The organism is Breoghania corrubedonensis (genome assembly GCF_003053845.1).
In the GTDB taxonomy this organism is placed as follows: Bacteria; Pseudomonadota; Alphaproteobacteria; order Rhizobiales; family Stappiaceae; genus Breoghania; species Breoghania corrubedonensis.
The window spans coordinates 100,912-119,832 of the sequence record NZ_QAYG01000013.1; the positions used below are offsets into that span (position 1 = coordinate 100,912).

Below are 18,921 nucleotides of genomic sequence, written 5' to 3' on the forward strand. Positions count from 1 at the left end.
GTCATGACCGCCAACAAAGACCTGTCCGCGCCTGGTGCGGGAACGCCCGACCAGGCGGACCATTCCATACGTGAGCCGCGCCAGTTCATCAGTTTTCGCGTCGACAACGAGGAATTCGCCATCGACATAATCTCGGTGCGTGAAATCAAGGGCTGGACGTCGACCGCGACCCTGCCCAATCAGCCACCTTACAACCGCGGCGTCATGAACCTGCGCGGCACCATCGTGCCGATCTTCGATCTGCGCTGTCGGTTCGGCATGGGCATGACCGAAGCGACGGCCTTTCACGTGGTCATCATCGCCAGCGTCATGGACCGGACGATCGGTCTGCTCGTGGATGCCGTGTCCGACATCCTGACTATCGACACGGATGCCATCCGCCCGGTGCCCGACACGGAACAGGTCGCGTCCACCACATACCTGTCCGGCATCGTCACCACCAAGACCGGAATGGTCATCATTCTTTCGCTCGAAAAGCTATTCGGGCGCGAACAGACAACAGCGGCCGGAGAGATCGCCGCCTGACAGGAATGAGCGGATGCCGTCCCGGCTCGGAGCCGCGGCGACGACATCCTCCAGCTTGATCCCTTGCCGGGGGTTCGAGGCCCCCTCGCCAGCCCGATCCGGAAGGTCGAAAGGAAATACAAGATGTCCTGGTTCAACTTCAATTCCACAACCGGCGCGGACACCCGGGAGCAGGAAATCGGTCGCAACCTGCGCCAGGCGATCGACAATGTGTCGACCGCGATCATGATGATCGACCGGGACTTCACGATCACTTATGTCAACGGCAGCACGATGGCGCTGCTGACGAAGCATGAGGAGCATTTCAGAACACTCCTTCGCGACTTCAATCCCAACAAGATCGTGGGAACGAACATCGATGTGTTCCACAAGAACCCGAGCCATCAACGCCGCCTTCTCGCGGATCCGGCCAATCTGCCCCACAAGACAGAGATCAACGTCGGCCCCCTCACCATTGAACTCAACATCACAGGCGTATTCGACACGTCGGGTACTTATATCGGCAACACCCTGGAATGGGCGGACGTCACCGAATTCAACGAGCTGAATGCCAATTTCCGCGGCCAGATCGATGCCATAAACAAGGCTCTGGCGGTGATTGAGTTCGCCACTGACGGTACAATCCTGCGCGCAAACAAGAATTTCGAGAAAGCGACCGGGTACAGCCTCGACGAGATACGGGGCAAACACCACTCAATTCTTATGCCGAAGGGCGAACGGGACACGACCGAATACCGTCTGTTCTGGGAAAAGCTAGGGCGCGGCGAACTCGACCGAGGCCAGTACAAGCGCATCGCAAAGGACGGTAAGGAGATATGGCTGGAAGCCAGCTACAATCCGATCCTCGACGCCGATGGCAATGTGCTCAAGGTGGTGAAATACGCTTCCGATATCACCGAGCAAACCAACCAGAACGCCAATTTCCGCGGCCAACTGGAAGCCATCAACAAGGCGCAGGCGGTTATCGAATTCGCTCTCGACGGAACGGTTCTTAACGCCAATCAGAACTTCCTCGCCACGCTCGGCTACAGCCTTGAGGAACTGAAGGGCAAGCACCATTCCGTGTTTGTGGAGCCGGCCTACCGTCATTCGCCCGAATACCGCCAGTTCTGGGAGAAGCTCGGCCACGGCATCTATGACAGCGGCCGTTACAAGCGTATCTCCAAGACCGGCGACGAAATCTGGATCCAGGCCAGCTACAACCCGATACTCGACGCAGACGGGCGCCCCTTCAAGGTCGTCAAGTTCGCCACCGATATCACCGAGGAAGTGAGACTGTCGCAGATGCTGGAGAACGCCGTCTCCAGTTGCCAGTCCGCCGTCGCCGCAGCCAAGTCGAACGACTTGCGCAAGCGCATTCCGCTTGAGGGAATGACGGGCGAAGTCGCGGATATGTGCGAAGGCATCAACGGCCTGCTCGACACCATGTCGAACCTGGTCGCCTTCATCATCACATCCTCGCGCTCCGTCAATGAAGGAGCGGAGGAGATTACCACCGGCACCAATGACCTTTCGCAGCGCACAGAGCAGCAAGCCTCCAATCTGGAGGAAACGGCCGCTTCCATGGAGGAGATCGCTGCAACCACGAAACAGAACGCCGACAATGCCCAGCAGGCAAACCAGCTGGCCATCAACGCGCGCGGCGTGGCCACAGACGGCGGCGCTGTCGTGACCCGTGCCGTCGACGCGATGTCGCAGATAGAGACATCTTCCCAGAAAATCTCCGACATCATCGGCGTGATCGATGAAATCGCGTTCCAGACCAACCTGCTCGCACTCAACGCCGCGGTGGAAGCCGCACGCGCCGGAGACGCGGGTAAGGGATTTGCGGTGGTCGCCTCGGAAGTTCGTTCTCTGGCTCAACGCTCGTCACAGGCCGCGCGCGACATCAAGGCGCTGATCGTGGAAAGCGGTCGCCAGGTCAAGGACGGCGTATCGCTGGTCAACGACGCCGGCAATTCGCTGACCGAGATCGTCGATTCCGTCAAGCGCGTAACCGACATCGTTTCCGAGATCGCCGCCGCCAACCGAGAACAGTCCACCAGCGTGGAGGAGATCAACAAGGCGATCGGCCAGATGGACGAGATGACCCAGCAGAACTCCGCCCTGGTCGAGGAAAGCGCCGCCGCTTGCCGCATGCTGCAGGAACAGGCCGAAAACCTCTACCAGCGCATGGCCGTCTACCAGTTGGATGAGGCCGCCATGGAAAGGGTACGTTCGGAAGGTGAGGCGGTCACGCGACTGCATCCAACATCGCAACGCGTACCGGCGCCCGCAAGGCCCGTCCGCATCCCGCAACGTGCGGCTACAGGCGGTAGCGGCGGCGTCGCTGCCATGCAGGCAAGCCTGCAGACCGCGCTGGAGGACGACGACTGGAAGGAATTCTGAGCCCGCGAGCGCCGTGACAGCACCGCCTTCGAGCTTTATCCCGTCGACCGGCCGTATCGCTCAAGACGCGATGCGGCCGGAGCCCGCCGTCCAATCCAGGTTCCGTCACCCATGCTCTCGCCAACCCCCGCTCCATTGCAAAAGCAACCGGAATTCCTCTTCACCGATGAGGACTTCGCCGCGCTTTCGAAGCTGGTCTACGACAATAGCGGCATCGTGCTGAAAGCGCACAAGAAGAGCATGGTCTATTCGCGTCTGACCAAGCGCTTGCGCCAATTGAACCTGAGAACATTCAGAGACTACTGCGCCCTGGTATCCGGCCGTCGCGGCGAGAGCGAACTCGGTCTGCTGATCAATGCGATCACCACCAATCTCACGAAGTTCATGCGCGAGCCGCATCACTTCGAACATCTGGCGGCAACCGTCCTGCCGGAGATCAGGGAGGAAGCGCACCGGACGGGGCGTCGTCGGATGCGGATCTGGTCGGCGGGGTGCTCCACTGGCGAGGAGCCCTACTCCATCGCCATGACAATCTGCCAGGGCTTTCGCGATCTGAACAACTGGGACGCCCGTATTCTGGCCACCGACCTCGACACCTCCGTGCTCGCACATGCCTCCGCCGGCATCTATCCCATAGACGCCTTCTCGCAGGTCCCGCGTCCCCTGATCGCCCATCATTTCTCACGCACTCCGAGCACGGACGCCGGTCTGACGGCCGCGCCCGATCTGCGGCGTCTGATCGCCTTCAAGCAACTCAATCTTCTGGGCCAATGGCCCATGCGGGGTCCTTTCGACGCCATTTTCTGCAGAAACGTGATGATCTATTTCGACGCCCCCACCAAGACACGGCTGATAAACCGTTTCGCGGACCTTCTGCGCCCCGACGGGTGGCTCTACATCGGCCATTCGGAGAGCCTGCTCGATCGTCAGACGACTTTCGAGCTCAAGGGCCGCACGATCTATCGAAAGCGCACCGCGTGACCGCGTCCCTGCTCACCCCTGCACCCGCAAGCCCACACCCCGGCGGGATGCCGGCCGTGTCGCGCTCCTTCAACCATCAATACGGCGTGGAACAGGTCCGCGTTCTGCCCGGCGCCTACTACACTACGGGCGCCAGGGACGAAATGATCGTCACCATCCTGGGCTCCTGCGTCGCCGCGTGCGTGCGCAATCCGCGCACCGGCTACGGTGGCATGAACCACTTCATGCTGCCTCGAAGCGACAGTGGCGACTGGAGTGGTCTGAGCTCGGCCATGCGCTACGGCAATTTCGCCATGGAAGCCTTGATCAACGACGTCTTGAAAACCGGGTGCCCACGCGCAGATCTGGAAATCAAGCTCTTCGGTGGCGCGAACCTCTACAACGGTCCGAGCATGGTCGGCACCCAGAACCTCGAATTTGCTCTGGGTTACCTGAGGACCGAAGGGCTGCCTTTCAAGTCGCAAGATCTCGGTGGCCCCCGCGGCCGGCGTATCCACTATTTTCCCGCCACGGGCGCGGTCAAACGCCTCTTGTTGAAACCCACGACAGACCTCCGCCTCATCCGCTCCGAGCAGAATTATGTCCAGTCCCTGCAACAACAGCCGATTGAAGGCGACGTCGACCTTTTCGATTGAGGACAGTGATGCCGCACAAACCGGTCCGTGTACTGATCGTCGACGATTCCGCACTGATCCGTCAGTTGCTGACCAGGATGCTGTCCGGCGATCCCGACATCGAGGTCGTCGGCAGCGCATCCGACCCCTACGCCGCGCGCGACAAGATCAAACAGCTTCTCCCCGATGTCATTACACTCGACATTGAGATGCCGCGCATGGACGGATTGGAATTCCTGCACAAGATCATGACCCTGCGCCCCATGCCGGTGGTCATGGTGTCGTCTCTCACGCAGGCCGGCGCGGACACGACGTTGCAGGCCCTGGAAATGGGCGCCATTGATTTCGTGGCCAAACCCACGGTAGATCTTCAGTTCGGCCTTCTGGAAAAGCAGGTGGAAATCTGCGCCAAGGTCAAGACGGCGGCCTCTGCCAACCTGCGGCGCGAGCCGATGCGAACCGCCGCCGAGCCGCGCAACAGCGGGTATTCCTCGACGGAGAAGATCGTCGCCATAGGCGCCTCGACAGGTGGGGTGGAAGCACTTCGAACGGTTCTTTCCGCGCTTCCCGCCGATAGTCCCGCCATCCTCATCACGCAGCACATGCCTGTCCATTTCACCTCAACGTTCGCCAAACGTCTCGACGGACTTTGCAACATTGCGGTGGAGGAAGCGCGCGAAGGCACACGCGTCCTGCCCGGACACGCCTATATCGCCCCCGGGGATCTACACCTTCGTCTGACACGCAGCGGCGCCAACTACGTATGCAATGTGAATGGAGACGATCGCGTGTCCGGTCATTGCCCGTCTGTGGACGTGCTGTTCCGTTCCGTGGCCACCGCCGCCGGCCGCAATGCACTCGGCGTGATCCTGACGGGAATGGGCAAGGACGGCGCCCTGGGCCTTCTGGAAATGCGCAAGGCGGGTTCCACAACATTCGGTCAGGACGCTGCGAGCTGCATCGTCTACGGCATGCCGCGCGCCGCGATGGAATGTGGAGCGGTCGAGACACAACTACCGCTCGATCAAATTGCCCAGAATATCCTGGATGCCTGCAGCCCGACCGCGTTACGCACGACCCGCATATAAAAATCTGCAAGTAAAATTCCGTATGTATAAGTATACAGATCAGATAAACCGCATATAAACCATTCTGCATCAGAAATATGTGCGGCATTTCCGACTCCATACTCATATAATTCAGGGAATATTCCTAGTTATGCAACAAGACCTGAATAAAGAGCAGGCAGTCGATCTCCTGGACAAATGGCTGGGCCTTTCACGCACGCAACGTTACGCCTTGGAAGCGCTCGTCGCCGAGATCGGACGGGCGTCGACGGATGTGGAGGAAAGCGTCTCCGATCTGACCGGCCGTTTTCAAAGCATTGCCGACAAGACGCAGGAGCAAGCGCGATCCGTGCTCGAGATCGCGGAACTGACGACAGCGGTCACGATCGGTGACGAGGTCATCCCCTTGACGGAATTCGCAGGAGGACTGCGAACGACGCTTTCGGATCTGATGGAACGGATCATCCACCTGTCCTCGCGCAGCATATCGATGGTTTACACGCTCGACGACGTGATGGTCGAGCTGGCGGATGTCGACAAGAGTGTCCAGCAAATCGACAAGATCAACTACCAGACCAATCTTCTGGCACTCAACGCGAAGATCGAGGCGGCGCGTGCAGGCGAAGCCGGGCGGGGGTTCGCTGTCGTCGCCCAGGAGGTCCGAGAGCTGGCCAAGCGGGTCGGCGACATGGCGAGCACGCTGAAGGGACAACTCGGATCGATCTCGGAAAATCTGCACAAGACACATTCCCTCGTGCAGGACATCGCGAGCCTGGACATGTCGGAGCAGAATGTCGAGACCAATGCCCGCTTTACGATGATCATGGATTGCATCGTCGGCCAGAATGCTCGCCTATCGCAGTTCCTGGAAGATACCGCGTCCACATCCCAGGATATCACCAACGATATTTCCGCAGCCGTCGTCAGTATGCAGTTCCAGGATCGGACCACGCAGGTCCTGCAGAACGTTGGCATTGGTTTGAACGCACTGGCCACCGGCAATACGGACCTGGAGAGCAGGACGAAACGCGAACTCCCTGAAACGGATAAGAGCGAAGCAGTGGACGGCGAATGGGCCCGCGCCATCGCCAGCGAATTCTCGCTCGGCGACGTCCGGGCGCGCTTCCTGAACCACCTCCAGCTCACCGTGGATACGGCCACGCCCGCGCAAGGGGCAAGCAACAGCAATTCCGCCGCCCCGTCCGAGCTCGACGACACCATCGAGCTTTTCTGAAGGAACCCGTTCCATGAATGCCCAGACCAGCCAGACGGGCCAAACCCATCACATCAAGCTGAGCGGACGTTTGGTGTTCTCCGACCACGCCGAATTCCGCCATCTGCTCAACCAGATCACGGCAGCGAAAGTGGAGTCGTGCATTATCGACCTGTCGGAATTGCAGTCCATCGACTCCTCCGGTCTTGGCATGTTCATGGTTGCTTTGGAAACCGGCAAGGAGAATGGCTGGTCTCTCACCCTGCGTTCCCCGCAAGGCCACGTGAAGGCGCTCATCGAACTCGGCAAGTTCGACAAGCTCCTGAACGTCGAAAAATGATGGCGTGCCCATGAGGAGGGATCGGGAGGGATTTGACGAGGCCCAGAGCCACCGGTTCAGCGACAACCTCGGTTTCGAGTTGAAGAACTCACGCATTCTGATCGTCGATGACACATTGACGGTCCGTGCGGTGATCGCCGGCTATCTGCGCAATTACGGCTACGTCAACTTGCGCGAAGCCTGCGATGGGGCCGAAGGGCTAGACATCGCGCACGAATGGGCCCCCGATCTCATTATCACCGATCTGATGATGCCGCGCATCGATGGCTTCGAGCTGTGTCACCGCCTCCACTCATCTCCCGAAACGGCTAATGTACCGATCCTGGTTCAAACAGCGCTCAACAAGTCCGAGGAACGCTCCGCCGTCTTCAGCGCGGGCGCGGCCGACCTGATCTCCAAGCCGATCGACCCCCAGGAATTGCTCGGCCGCGTGCGGACGCATCTGGAAAAACGGCGTCTGATCGCCCGTCTTTCGGATTTCCAGCGGCGCATGGAAAACGAGCTGGCGCTCGCGCGTACGATGCAGGAATCCATCCTGCCCGAAGACGACGAACTCGCCGCGATAAGCGCGCGCTACGGCGTCACCCTTGCCAGTCACTATGAAGCCTCCATCGGACTGGGCGGCGACCTCTGGGGCCTTTCCCCGATCGATGACGACCGGCTGGCCGTGTTCAGCGCCGACTTCTCCGGCCACGGCGTCGGCGCCGCATTGAACACCTTCCGCCTGCATTCCTTCATCGTCGGCGGCGCCGTCAAGGCGGGTTCCCCGGCCGAATGGCTCTCCCAACTCAATGTCTTCTTCTACGACCTGCTACCAGCCGGCCAGTTCGCAACCGTGTTTTGCGCCTTCATCGATTTTGCGCGCAACACATTCGACTATGCTTCCGCCGGCGCCCCGCCCCCACTCCTGAATTCCCCCGACACCGCAGGTTCCTTCCAGTCCCTCGACAGCGCCGGCTATCCAATCGGCCTGCTCAGCGGGGCACGCTACGAAAATGCAACCTGTGCATTCCCGCCTGGCAGCACGCTTTTTCTCTACAGCGATGCGTTGATCGAAACTCCGGAACCCCCGAATGCGGTCTTCACGACACATTCTCTGTGCGAATTCCTTCAAAGCATGTCCGCCGGGGCAACACCGCAAGAACAGAAGGAGAAGGTTCTCAATCATCTTCGCAAGACCGGTATGGAGAAGCCCGAAGACGACCTGACGATTGTGATTCTCAAATCGAGGAGCGCGGCTCCATGAGCCAATCCGACCCTCTCGCAGGGCGTTCAGGTCCCGCAACATCTCGCAACAGGAGGGGCCTCGTGGCGATCCTGTCCGACGATGCCAGCCGGATCCTATCCGCCGCGGCCGTCTTGCAGAAAAAGGGCGCCCGTTTCCGGTTCGTCGAAACCCCACAGGATCTGAAACAGATCGTGTGCGCATGTTGCGACAATATCGAGGTCGCCCTCGTCGAAGAGCCATTACCGCGCGCGCATATCCAGAACCTTCTGCGTCAACCTCTCCCTGCCGCAATCTGTCCTGCGCTGCATACGGTTGTCCTGATGGAGGAGGCCGATACGGAAATGCGCGAACAGGTGCGCCAGGCCGGAGCGACGCTCGTGGATGAGGCACCACAAGACTCTCTCCCCCTCCAAGACCTGTTGCACACCAGGGTTCCCCATCCCTCTCCCGTTCCCGCGTCTCCGCGCGCGGAGCCCTCCGAGTTCGGCTTGCTCCTGTCCGGCGTCTTCGAGATCCGCTCACTGGAGGAGGCTGAGAAACTGTCGAACCTTCTGGCCAGCAATACCCCCGAACCGGAGAAGGTTCGCATCGGCATATGGGAATTGCTGTCCAACGCAATAGAGCACGGGAACCTGGGGATCAGTTTCGAAGAAAAGACCCGCCTTCTCGAAACCGGCCGCTTCCACGAGGAAGTTACCCGCAGATTGAGGCTCAAACGCTACCGCGACCGCGTCGCGCGCGTGGTCTTCTCCGCCGGCCCAAACAGCGCCCGTCTGCAGGTCAGCGACGAAGGTCCCGGCTTCGATTTCCGCAAGTTTCTGAAACGGGAGCTGCAACTTGAACGCCCGAACGGACGCGGCATCCGGCTTGTCTGCCGCATGTGCTTCGACGAGCTCTCCTATATCGGCGCGGGCAACACGGTCGAAGCCACCGTTCACTTCTGCGACCGCCCCGGGGATGCCCCCGAAGACGTCTCGGCAGAGGAAAACACGGATCCAAGATGAAGCAATCGTGGAGATGGAAATGAAACCCCTGTTTGCAATGCTCTTGTGGTTGATCGCATTGACACCGGTAACCATCGAGAGCGTCAACGCCGAAGAACTGGAGACACCGAAGGGCAAGGCGCTCCTCGTGGTGCATGGAAACATTGCTCACACCAACCGCGACGGCGCCGCCCACTTCGACCTAGCGATGCTGAACGCTCTGCCGGGCCGCATCGCCACTGTCCAGACGCCATGGACCCAGGGCATTGTCACCTTCGAAGGTCCGTTGCTGCGCTCCGTTCTTGATCGCGTGGGCGCCTCCGGAAGCACGCTTGTGATCCGCGCCTTGAACGATTACAGCGCCGAAGTCCCGCTTTCGGACGCATATGAACTGGACACTATCCTCGCTCTGAAGAAAAATGACCAATACATGAGCATACGGGACAAGGGACCGATATTCCTCATCTACCCCTTCGACAAGAACCCCGACGTCTACAACGAAAAATACTTCGTGCGTTCGGTTTGGCAGATCCGTGAAATCGAGGTTGTGCGTTGAAAGGCGAGCTGAGGGACAGTCAGCTCGCTGTCGAACAGGCGGGACGGGCAACCAAATACCTGCTGGCGCTCTCAGGGGTCTTGCTATTGGCCACGGCCGCCATGTTCATGATCATCATCACTCGCGAAAACCAACTGCAGGACAGCATTCGAGAAGACGCAATTTGGGCGATCCATCAGTTTGATCGCGAGACGCGAGAACTGGCGCATATCGTGGCCTTCGCACGCGCTGCACAGGCTCCCGGCGATCCACGGCTGCTTCCCGACCCTACCCCCGAAGACCTCGTTTTGCGCTACGACATCCTCTATTCCCGCATGGTTCACCTCCAGGAGGCGGATCTCAACAGCCGCTTCACGCAAACAACGCCGATCCGCGGACTGATGGCTGCCGCAGCAGCCATCGTCACGGGAATCGAACCGGTTTTCAACGCCATCAACGCCCAGGGAATGTTAGACCTGCCCGCGCTGTCACGTGTCGCGGACAAGCTGCAACGGCTTGAAAACCTCACAAGCACGCTGCTCGTGCGTACGAACGCTGTCGTCGCAACGAGCCGCGCGGACTCACGCTCCGCCATTCTCACCGTCCAGACCTATGCCTTCGGTCTCATTCTCGCGCTCGGCATATGCACAACGCTTCTCATCCTCAATCTCATGCGCCAGATGCGGCTCGTGTATCGCACGCGGCTGAAGCTATCCCAGGCAGCTCAGGACATGAGCCAGGCCTATCAACAAGCGGAAGCCGGCAACCGCGCGAAGTCGGTCTTCATGGCCACAATCGGCCACGAAATCCGCACGCCGCTCAACGCCATCCTCGGGATGGCGGAACTGCTGTCGCAAAGCCGCCTGCCGGAAAAGGAACTGAGCAACGTGCGCACCATCGCGCGCTCGGGACAACTCCTTCTGGAAATGCTCAACGAAGTCCTCGATTTCGCCAAGTTCGAACACGGTCTCGCGCCTCCCGAAGCCGTTCCCTTCCGTATCAGCGACGTCGTCGGTGCCACGGTCGCCCTGATGCAGGGGCGTGCCGTCGAGCACAATAACCGGTTGAGTGTTGATCTGATGGACGTAGCCTCGACCACCTATGTCGGCGACCCCAAGCGGGTCGAACAGGTCCTGCTGAACCTTTTGAGTAACGCCATCAAGTTCACCGCGAACGGCGATGTTTGCGTTCAGGTTCATCAGGAGGTACGTGCAAGGGGCTGCTGGCTCACGATAGCGGTCTCGGATACGGGAATAGGCATCGCCGAAAACGCACGGGCGCAGCTCTTCACGCCGTTCAATCAGCTCGACGCTTCGATCGCCCGGCATTATGGCGGAACCGGGCTTGGGCTCGCTATCTGCAAGCAACTGGCGGAAAGTCTTGGCGGAACGATCGAGGTTGACAGCGCGCCCAATCGAGGCAGCGTGTTCAGCTTCGCATTTCCGGTGCGCATCGCCGCCACACAAGACGCGTTGTCAACTGTGGAGCGTACGAACAAAATTCCCCCAGAGCCGCTCCCCGCACTCTCCATCCTTCTGGTGGAGGACAATCCGATCAATCAGCAGATCGCCAACGCGTTCCTCTCCAGTCTCGGACAAGCGGTTTGCACCGCGTCCAGCGGGCTTCAGGCACTCAGCGAGATGCGCTCGGGCACCTTCGATCTCGTGCTGATGGACGTGCAGATGCCGGAGATGGACGGAATAGCAGCCACGCGCGCAATCAAACGGCTTGGCCCCGACGCCGCAAGGGTCCCCATTGTCGCCATGACCGCCAACGCCTCCGATGACGACCGGACCGCCTGCCTGGAGGCCGGTATGGTCGAGGTCAAAACCAAGCCGATGACGCTGAGCGGACTAGCCACGCTTATTCGACGTTTTGCGCCCTCCCCGCACGATGACATGGCATCTCGCGCGCGCCCGAAACAGGGTTGATCGGACCAAGCCGCTACGCCCGGGCACGTCGAAGCGCTTTCGGCTGACTACTAGAGCGCTTTCCGCTCAGGCAAAACCGCCTGAGCGACAAGAAACCACTCAAGATCAATACCTTGAGCATATTCTTGTTGATCAAATTGCTTCAATCCGATCAACAAGAATATGCTCTGGTTTTGCGAGACGCCCGTCTCACAGGCGCAGCACGGCATGGATCGGATCATTGCCGACGGCGCGCATATGGCCTTTCGCTAAATCGGCGCTCTCAATTCACCAGGCTCGTCGCCATCAACACGTGCGAGCGCCACGATCGGCGCCTTGCCTTGTTCAGAACGCGCAATATGTGGAAGAGCCGCAAGGTGCAAACGAGCCTTTCGGCTCAACTCCGCCAACTCGACGGCAAATCAAGATGAGTTGACCTGTCGACTTTTCCGCCCCAGTGACGGACCGAAGTGTTGCGCAGCCCCCAAAAAAACGCATAAGTTCGGCGGACTGCCAATTTTCCCAATGAAAAGTCTCCAATGACAGCTAGCACCAAGTTCGTTCTGGCCGGCCCCGACGTGGTTTGCGAAGAATTTGACGGAGAGTTCGTCATTCTCGATCTGGAGACAGGCTGCTATTTCAGCCTCAACCGCAGTGCGAGCGCTATCTGGAAACTTCTGGAGGCTGGGTTTGCACCATTGGCAATCGAAGCCGCCCTTGGAGAGACGATAAAACCGTTACTGGGAAGTCTTCAGGATCACAAGCTGATGGCGCCGTCGGACGAACCGGGCAATTCCGAGTTGGATGACCAAGCCCGTATCTCACTCGGCACAATCGAAAATGCGCCGACGTTTGAAGTGTTCGACGACCTCGCGGATCTCATCCGTGCCGATCCGGTCCATGATGTCGACGAAGCAGCCGGCTGGCCGCTGCAGAAGGAAGCTATCCCATCCTGACGCCCGCCCGCCAGGTTGGCCGTGCGAATCTTGCTGCCTTCGCAAAAGACGCGCTGACCTTTGCCCGCTCACTTCCTGATGCCCGCCTCACAAGGCGGAGTTTCCCACTCCACGGTGTCGATCTCGACATTGGTTTCGCAGACCCCGCCTATAGCGAAGCTTGCGCCCGGGTCTATGCTCTCAAGGATCTGCCAGGCGATCCGACCGCTGCGCCTCAACGGACAATCAGACTGACGGTATTGGACGCGGCGCGCGTACCCGACATGCCGCGCTGCGTCTGGGCGGATAGCGTGATCGGCGGAGGTCCGGTGCGCGACGCGTTGGAAAACGAAAACCTCCTTGGCGTTCACGATCCCGACCGGGATCTCTGGCAGTTCTACGACCCGCAAGCTGGCGAAGGCGTCCAGCTGATGACCACCACCGACGCGCTGCCGCCCTGGGAAACCTCCATCCCGCTCCGCCTGTTCATTCATTGGGCGATGCATGGTATCGGCCGGCCGCTTGTGCACGCCGGAACGCTTGGTCTCAACGGCCGTTGTGTCTTCCTCGCGGGGCCGGGCGGATCCGGGAAATCGGGCACGACGCTTTGCGGCATTCTCGATGGTCTTACAAGTGTCGGCGACGACTATATACTTGCCGAGATCACGCCCGAGAACATCGTCGCGCGCCCGATCGTCAAGCTGATGAAACAGGACCCAGCGGGTCTTGAGAGATTGAAACTCACCCCCTCGTCGCCGCTTTTTCAGGGACCGAACTGGCAAGGCAAGTTCGAGTTCGATTTCGCCGCCCTCGCACCCTCCGCCTCGGCTCAAGCGCTGGAAGGCACTGCGATCCTGCTGCCGCTTGTCGGCAATGCGCAACGCACGACCACTCGCCCCGCCTCATCCAAGGAAGCCATGCTGGCTCTTGCCCCCAGCAGTTTCGCCCAACTCTTCGGGACATGGCGGGCGGACCTTGAGTTTCTGGCCAGATTTTGCAGACGGATACCGGCGTGGCATGTCCAGCTCGGCACCGATCCGGACGAGGTCGCACAGTTCGTCCGAACTTTCTTGAGCAGGGGACATCCTTGAAACTGTCTGTCGTGATGCCCGCCTACAACGCGCAAGACACCATCGCCTCGGCGTTGAAATCCCTGTTGCGGCAGCGCGATGCGGCCACGCTCGAAATCCTCGTGACAGACGATGGATCCAGCGACGCAACCGCAGAGATCGTGCGCGGCCTAGCCGGTAAGGCTGCGGAAATCCGGTTGCAGGAAAGACCGCACGCCGGCATCTCATCCGCCCGCAACGCCTGCCTTGAAGCCATGGCCCCGGATACGGATTTCGTTGCCTTTCTCGATGCGGACGACCTGTCACCGGAAGGGCGCTTCCAACGTGACTTGACGAAATTCGCACGGACGCCTGAACTCGATATGATCTACTGTGCCACCAGGTTTTTCGAAGTGGAGGACAGTCTGGCTCTGGCACCGTCTCCCGAGGGTCGTATTCTGGATGGACGCCCCATCCAGCTTGGGGCTGGGCTCTATCGCGCAGCGCTCATTCGCTCGACCGGCGTCTTCGATGAATCCCTGCGTCAGGCCGAAGATACCGAATACCTCATCCGCATGTTCGAACGCCCCATTGCTTATGCGTTCGATAACGATATCGGCGTTTGTTACCGACGCAATCATGGCAGCGTGACCGATAACGTGACCGAGGCGCGCAGGGAGATGACGCGGGCAATGCTGCGGGCCGGCAACCGTCGCCGCAAGATCGGAGCAGCCCCGCTGCCAAAGGGATTTCTGACCGACACGCACATTGCCGAACTGGAGCGCTGGAACGATGCAAAGCTATAGCGCAATCATTCCCGCATTTAACGCCGCCGCCTTCATCGGGGATGCCATCGCCTCGATACGGGCGCAGACGGTGCAACCGGCACAGATCATCGTCGTTGATGACGGTTCGAGCGACGGAACGGCGAACGTGGTGCGCGGGATTGGCGACGACATCGTCATCTTGCATCAGGAAAACAGAGGCGTCGGTGCGGCAACCACAGCCGGGTTTGCAGTATCCCGCGCGCCGTTGCTCGCGACGCTCGATTCCGACGATCTCTGGCTACCCAACAAGATGGAGGCGCAACTTGCCCGCCTCGCCGAGGAAGCCTCTCTCTGCGGGGTATTTGCCCATATCCAACCGTTCCGGCCAGCGGACGGGCAACATGCCAGCAAGCGGAACACGTCTGTGCCGGGCTGGCTTCGTACGACGATGGTGATCCGTCGAGAGGCATTCACCACGATCGGTCCGATCATCGATCCCCCCGGCGGCTGCGGCGACATGGTTGACTGGCTGGCGCGGGTGCGCGAGGGCGGACACAGGCTCACCATGCTGGAAGACACACTGGCCTTGCGGCGGATCCGGCCGGGCAGCCTGAGTTCAACGCATAACGCCGACCGAGATGGCGGCTACCTTTACGCAGCCCGCCAAGCGATCCTCCGCAAGCGTGCGGGGCAGGACTGAGCATGCCGGAAACGCTCCCCGAGGTCTCCACGCCCTTGCCACACAAGGCCCTGCGCACACGAAACTGGTTTCCGTCGCCGGCCTGGGCCTGGCCGCGCGGAACCCGGGAACTGCTCATCATCGCGGCGGCCTGTCCGCAGGAGGCACGCGCCGCAGATGCGCTCAAGCAATGGCTTCAGCTTGCCGATCTGAACGATGCGACCTTCGCCGAGCACCGGCTCCTGGTGCGCGCTGCAAACCGTTTTCCCGCTTCTCGGCTCGACATTCCCGAGCGCGCCCGTATCGACGGTCTCGTTCGAATGCTGTGGAGCAAGTCGCGCGTCTCGCTGAAAGCGGCAGAACCGGTACTGCAAGCGCTGACGAACGCCGACGTGAAGATGCTGGTCATCAAGGGGGCCGCCTTTTCGGCACTCGACATGCGCAGCCTCAAGGGGCGTATCGCCCATGATATCGATCTGGTCATCTCGCCGCAGGATTATCCGGTGGTGCTTGAGGTGCTGGAAACAACTGGCTGGCGGCCGGACCATGTGGCATCGAGGCTCTACCTGGAAGCGCTGGGCCCGCGCTTTCACGGCCTCAATTTCGTCAAGGAGCCGAATGGCGACATCGACGTTCACACGCGCATACATCGCACCGTGCCGCATACCCATCCAACGGAAGCCGCGCTCTGGCAGCGGGCTCGCCCGGTCACCTTTCTCGGCGCCCAGGTCCATGTGCCATGTCCCACCGATCTGTTCACGATCGCTCTGGCCCATGGGACAGTCGACGCTCAACACCACGTCGACTGGATAGCCGACTGCGCCCGACTGATCGGAGCGGACTCGGTCGACTGGCCACTCTTCCTCAAGACTGTGCGCGATATGCACATGGTGCCACATGCGTACCTCGCGCTTGGATACATGAGCCAGGTGCTGGACGTCAGTGTGCCAGTTGACGTGGCGGACGTCTTGCGGCACGAAACCCGCACGAGCAATCCGCTCGCCTATTTTGAAGCCCTGTTCCTGTTCCATCCACGCGATGAACACTCACTCCTGAGCGGTCTTGGGCGTCGGATCTCGAAGCGACGTCAGGCCAGGCGCACCCGCGCAATCAACAATTCCCTGCCAGGCAGATTACACAAACGGACGCGCAAGATGCGCCGCGCAAAAGCCGGCGGCTCCGGCTTCGCGACCTCCGCGCCCGCGCTGCGTCAGCGCCTGCCCCTGCTCCCGGGCCAGTCCCGCTTCCGGCTTACGGTGGATTTCGGCAAGGCAGGCGTGGCGCGACGGTACTACGTGGAAATCAACACCTCGGAACGCCATCTCGAGCGGCTCAAGTTCCGCGATCTTTTCGGCAAGGGCCGCGCTGTCGCGGAGGTTGTGATCTCGCTCGCTGAAGGCGTCGACGCCACGGATATCTGGGTGGAGTCACACCCCGCGGGCCCCATTCCCGTGCGCGCGGCCCCTGAAACTGTACGCGCGCAGGGCGCCGTGCCGGTCAGAGTTGCGGTATGGCCGCTCGAATGACGTCTTCGCACAGACCTGTCGAAACGTCTCCTGCCTCGCCACTTGCGTAAGCCTGAACCATTCGGGCGCCAATCGCCGGAGGACGTCATTCACAACGGCTTTGTGTTCTTTGTCGCCTGAAATTTCAATCGTCACGTGACTATCACCAAACTGTCAATTGAGCAGGATAGGGGTACCGCGTCTAAACGATATTCAATCGGGGGATTTTGAATGAAGACCATCGCTTTCGCGCTGGCACTGCCCTGCGCGCTTGTTACTTCTGGCGCCCTGGCCGACATGACCGACGTCATCGAAGTCGGCGTACGGCCGCTCTATCTCATCGACCGTATGGAAGATGGTCCGCTCAAGGAAAAGCTTGCCGCCTGTGCCGGCAAACCGGTCCACCGTACCGCCTTCTCCATCGGCCATCGCGGCGCCCAGATGCAGTTTCCCGAGCACACCGTCGAGGCCAACGTGGCGGCGGCACGTCAGGGCGCGGGCATTCTGGAATGCGACGTCACCTTCACCAAGGACAAGGAACTTGTCTGCCGCCACGCCCAGAACGACCTGCACACCACCACCAACATTCTGAGCACGCCGCTGGCGAAAACCTGCATCACTCCCTTTGCGCCTGCATCCTCGGACGAGCCCGCCAAGGCCGAGTGTCGCACCGCGGAGCTGACCCTCGCCGAGTTCAAGTCGCTCACCCCCAAGATGGACGCCAAGAACAGCAAGGCGACATCCGTCGGCGACTACATGGACGCCACCGCTCACTGGCGGACCGACCTCTATGCGGTCGAACCCACGACGCTGATGAGCCACGCGGAATCGATCAAACTCTTCAAGAGCCTTGGTGCGAAATTCACGCCCGAGCTGAAGACCCCATCCGTCGAAATGCCCTTCGATGGCTTCACCCAGGAAGATTACGCGCAGAAGCTGATAGACGAGTACAAGGCTGCTGGCATTCCCGCGCAGGACGTCTTTGCCCAGTCGTTCAACCTCTCCGACATTCTCTACTGGATAAAGGCGGAACCGGAATTCGGGGCGAATGCCGTCTATCTGGTCGAATGGCACGACGGCTTCGACGAGCAGAACGCGGAAACCTGGAAGGAAGATTTCGCCGGACTGAAGGCGCAGGGCGTGAACTACCTTGCTCCTTCCATGAACATGCTGGTCACCGCCGAGGATGGCCACATCGTCGCCAGCGAGTACGCGAAAGCCGCCAAGCAGGCAGGACTGAAGCTTATCTCCTGGTCTCTGGAGCGCTCCGGACCGCTGGCGGCCAAGGGCGGCGGCGGCTGGTACTACAGCTCGACCAACGACATAATCCACACGGATGGCCAGATGTATGAACTGGTGGATACGTTGGCCCGGGACGTCGGCATTGTAGGGCTGTTCTCGGATTGGCCGGCGACCGTCAGCTATTATGCGTCCTGCATGGGGCTTGACTGAGCTTCGTCGAAGCGGCTCCTGCAGGCTTGCAATCGGAGCGCCCCATTCGGGCGCTCCTTTTCGTTTCGGAGACCATTGAACCCGGATCCCGGGAGTATCGCAGGCTGCCCAGTGTCAGCTAGAGGCGTCCCCCCGATGAGAGTAGATCAGTTTGACGAAGGCAGAGACAGGATCGACAAGACCTTAGCCGGGACCCATACCCGAATCTTCAAAGAAGACCTAACGGAATTAACCCAAAGTCGTACGCCTTTAGATCTATTCCAACTCCCAAATACAATCGACTGACTCGCAGTTTCAGCGCTTTTGCAAGCGACAGTCTTTTTCCGATGTCATTCAGTTCTCGGCACTTCGTCGAAAATAACTAGAGATTGCCAATTTCACCGACACAGTCAAACAAGATATTCGAAATACATCGAGAGCCAACGCCACCGGCGTCCGAAGCGGGATTTATGTTGTTCATGTCGCATTGCAGAAGCTTAGCGCAATTATATCTGTTACAATTGTGATGGCGTTACCGAAGCAGCCTCTCTCAGGACGGGGATATTATATATCCAAAGATGAGGACCGTATAATGAACGATTATATCAAAACTTCCGATTTTCTGGTTGATCCGTGGGAGGGGTTCAGCACGGGTGCGTGGCGGGGGAGGATCGACGTACGCGGCTTCATCCAGGAGAACTACACGCCGTACGAGGGGGATGCGGCGTTCCTGGCGCCTGCGAGCGCGCGCACCATCGCGCTGTGGGCGCG

The 18,921-nt window shown here is 60.1% G+C and carries 16 protein-coding genes and 2 pseudogenes; all 18 read left to right on the forward strand.

Annotated features, from left to right (window positions below):
- Positions 1-3 precede the first annotated feature (3 nt).
- On the forward strand, positions 4-525 hold the full coding sequence (locus tag C8N35_RS22145) for a chemotaxis protein CheW (protein WP_107991924.1): 522 nt from the start codon (positions 4-6) through the stop codon (positions 523-525).
- 123 nt (positions 526-648) lie between these two features.
- The gene (locus C8N35_RS22150; RefSeq protein WP_107991925.1) at positions 649-2,913 is read left to right on the forward strand and encodes a methyl-accepting chemotaxis protein; all 2,265 of its coding nucleotides are present in this window, start codon (positions 649-651) and stop codon (positions 2,911-2,913) included.
- A 111-nt stretch (positions 2,914-3,024) separates the two neighbouring features.
- Complete coding sequence (locus C8N35_RS22155; RefSeq protein ID WP_107991926.1) at positions 3,025-3,894, forward strand: CheR family methyltransferase; 870 nt, start codon at positions 3,025-3,027, stop codon at positions 3,892-3,894.
- On the forward strand, positions 3,891-4,529 hold the full coding sequence (locus C8N35_RS22160) for a chemoreceptor glutamine deamidase CheD (RefSeq protein WP_210203645.1): 639 nt from the start codon (positions 3,891-3,893) through the stop codon (positions 4,527-4,529). The genes C8N35_RS22155 and C8N35_RS22160 overlap by 4 nt, the downstream gene beginning before the upstream one ends.
- 8 nt (positions 4,530-4,537) lie before the next feature.
- On the forward strand, positions 4,538-5,596 hold the full coding sequence (locus C8N35_RS22165; RefSeq protein ID WP_107991928.1) for a protein-glutamate methylesterase/protein-glutamine glutaminase: 1,059 nt from the start codon (positions 4,538-4,540) through the stop codon (positions 5,594-5,596).
- Between the two features lie 79 nt (positions 5,597-5,675).
- On the forward strand, positions 5,676-6,809 hold the full coding sequence (locus C8N35_RS22170; protein ID WP_146177460.1) for a methyl-accepting chemotaxis protein: 1,134 nt from the start codon (positions 5,676-5,678) through the stop codon (positions 6,807-6,809).
- A gap of 13 nt (positions 6,810-6,822) precedes the next feature.
- Positions 6,823-7,128 carry an STAS domain-containing protein gene (locus tag C8N35_RS22175; protein ID WP_107991930.1) on the forward strand — a complete coding sequence of 102 codons (306 nt, stop codon included), beginning with the start codon at positions 6,823-6,825 and terminating at the stop codon, positions 7,126-7,128.
- A gap of 10 nt (positions 7,129-7,138) precedes the next feature.
- Entirely contained in the window at positions 7,139-8,374 is a 1,236-nt protein-coding gene (locus tag C8N35_RS22180; RefSeq protein WP_107991931.1) for a PP2C family protein-serine/threonine phosphatase, read from the forward strand.
- Positions 8,375-8,436: 62 nt separating this feature from the next.
- Positions 8,437-9,360, forward strand: a complete 924-nt coding sequence (locus C8N35_RS22185; protein WP_170122218.1) for an ATP-binding protein — start codon at positions 8,437-8,439, stop codon at positions 9,358-9,360.
- A gap of 19 nt (positions 9,361-9,379) precedes the next feature.
- Positions 9,380-9,895, forward strand: a complete 516-nt coding sequence (locus C8N35_RS22190) for a putative pterin-binding protein (protein WP_107991946.1) — start codon at positions 9,380-9,382, stop codon at positions 9,893-9,895.
- Between the two features lie 764 nt (positions 9,896-10,659).
- Positions 10,660-11,265 (forward strand): annotated as a pseudogene (locus tag C8N35_RS24555) (sensor histidine kinase); the annotation flags it as partial.
- Between the two features lie 150 nt (positions 11,266-11,415).
- Positions 11,416-11,805: pseudogene (locus C8N35_RS24560) on the forward strand (response regulator); the annotation flags it as partial.
- A gap of 518 nt (positions 11,806-12,323) precedes the next feature.
- Entirely contained in the window at positions 12,324-12,740 is a 417-nt protein-coding gene (locus C8N35_RS22200; RefSeq protein ID WP_107991934.1) for a PqqD family protein, read from the forward strand.
- 308 nt (positions 12,741-13,048) lie between these two features.
- A complete protein-coding gene (locus C8N35_RS22205) occupies positions 13,049-13,810 on the forward strand; it encodes a phosphoenolpyruvate carboxykinase (ATP) (protein WP_146177461.1) in 762 nt (253 codons plus the stop codon).
- A 14-nt stretch (positions 13,811-13,824) separates the two neighbouring features.
- Positions 13,825-14,574, forward strand: a complete 750-nt coding sequence (locus tag C8N35_RS22210) for a glycosyltransferase family 2 protein (RefSeq protein ID WP_107991936.1) — start codon at positions 13,825-13,827, stop codon at positions 14,572-14,574.
- Positions 14,537-15,235: a glycosyltransferase family 2 protein gene (locus C8N35_RS22215; RefSeq protein WP_245926938.1), complete on the forward strand. Its 699-nt coding sequence runs from the start codon at positions 14,537-14,539 to the stop codon at positions 15,233-15,235. The genes C8N35_RS22210 and C8N35_RS22215 overlap by 38 nt, the downstream gene beginning before the upstream one ends.
- Positions 15,236-15,237: 2 nt before the next feature.
- Positions 15,238-16,740 carry a nucleotidyltransferase family protein gene (locus C8N35_RS22220; RefSeq protein ID WP_107991938.1) on the forward strand — a complete coding sequence of 501 codons (1,503 nt, stop codon included), beginning with the start codon at positions 15,238-15,240 and terminating at the stop codon, positions 16,738-16,740.
- A 210-nt stretch (positions 16,741-16,950) separates the two neighbouring features.
- Positions 16,951-18,171, forward strand: coding sequence for a glycerophosphodiester phosphodiesterase family protein (locus C8N35_RS22225; protein WP_107991939.1), 1,221 nt, complete (start codon positions 16,951-16,953; stop codon positions 18,169-18,171).
- The last annotated feature ends 750 nt before the right edge of the window (positions 18,172-18,921 follow it).

Bases quoted from the DNA above. Each gene is read 5' to 3' on its own strand.
- C8N35_RS22175 (WP_107991930.1), top strand. From the start codon at position 6,823: ATGAATGCCCAGACCAGCCAGACGGGCCAAACCCATCACATCAAGCTG.
- C8N35_RS22190 (WP_107991946.1), top strand. From the start codon at position 9,380: ATGAAACCCCTGTTTGCAATGCTCTTGTGGTTGATCGCATTGACACCG.
- C8N35_RS22200 (WP_107991934.1), top strand. From the start codon at position 12,324: ATGACAGCTAGCACCAAGTTCGTTCTGGCCGGCCCCGACGTGGTTTGC.
- C8N35_RS22165 (WP_107991928.1), top strand. From the start codon at position 4,538: ATGCCGCACAAACCGGTCCGTGTACTGATCGTCGACGATTCCGCACTG.
- C8N35_RS22150 (WP_107991925.1), top strand. From the start codon at position 649: ATGTCCTGGTTCAACTTCAATTCCACAACCGGCGCGGACACCCGGGAG.
- C8N35_RS22155 (WP_107991926.1), top strand. From the start codon at position 3,025: ATGCTCTCGCCAACCCCCGCTCCATTGCAAAAGCAACCGGAATTCCTC.
- C8N35_RS22145 (WP_107991924.1), top strand. From the start codon at position 4: ATGACCGCCAACAAAGACCTGTCCGCGCCTGGTGCGGGAACGCCCGAC.
- C8N35_RS22210 (WP_107991936.1), top strand. From the start codon at position 13,825: ATGCCCGCCTACAACGCGCAAGACACCATCGCCTCGGCGTTGAAATCC.
- C8N35_RS22220 (WP_107991938.1), top strand. From the start codon at position 15,238: ATGCCGGAAACGCTCCCCGAGGTCTCCACGCCCTTGCCACACAAGGCC.
- C8N35_RS22180 (WP_107991931.1), top strand. From the start codon at position 7,139: ATGAGGAGGGATCGGGAGGGATTTGACGAGGCCCAGAGCCACCGGTTC.
- C8N35_RS22225 (WP_107991939.1), top strand. From the start codon at position 16,951: ATGAAGACCATCGCTTTCGCGCTGGCACTGCCCTGCGCGCTTGTTACT.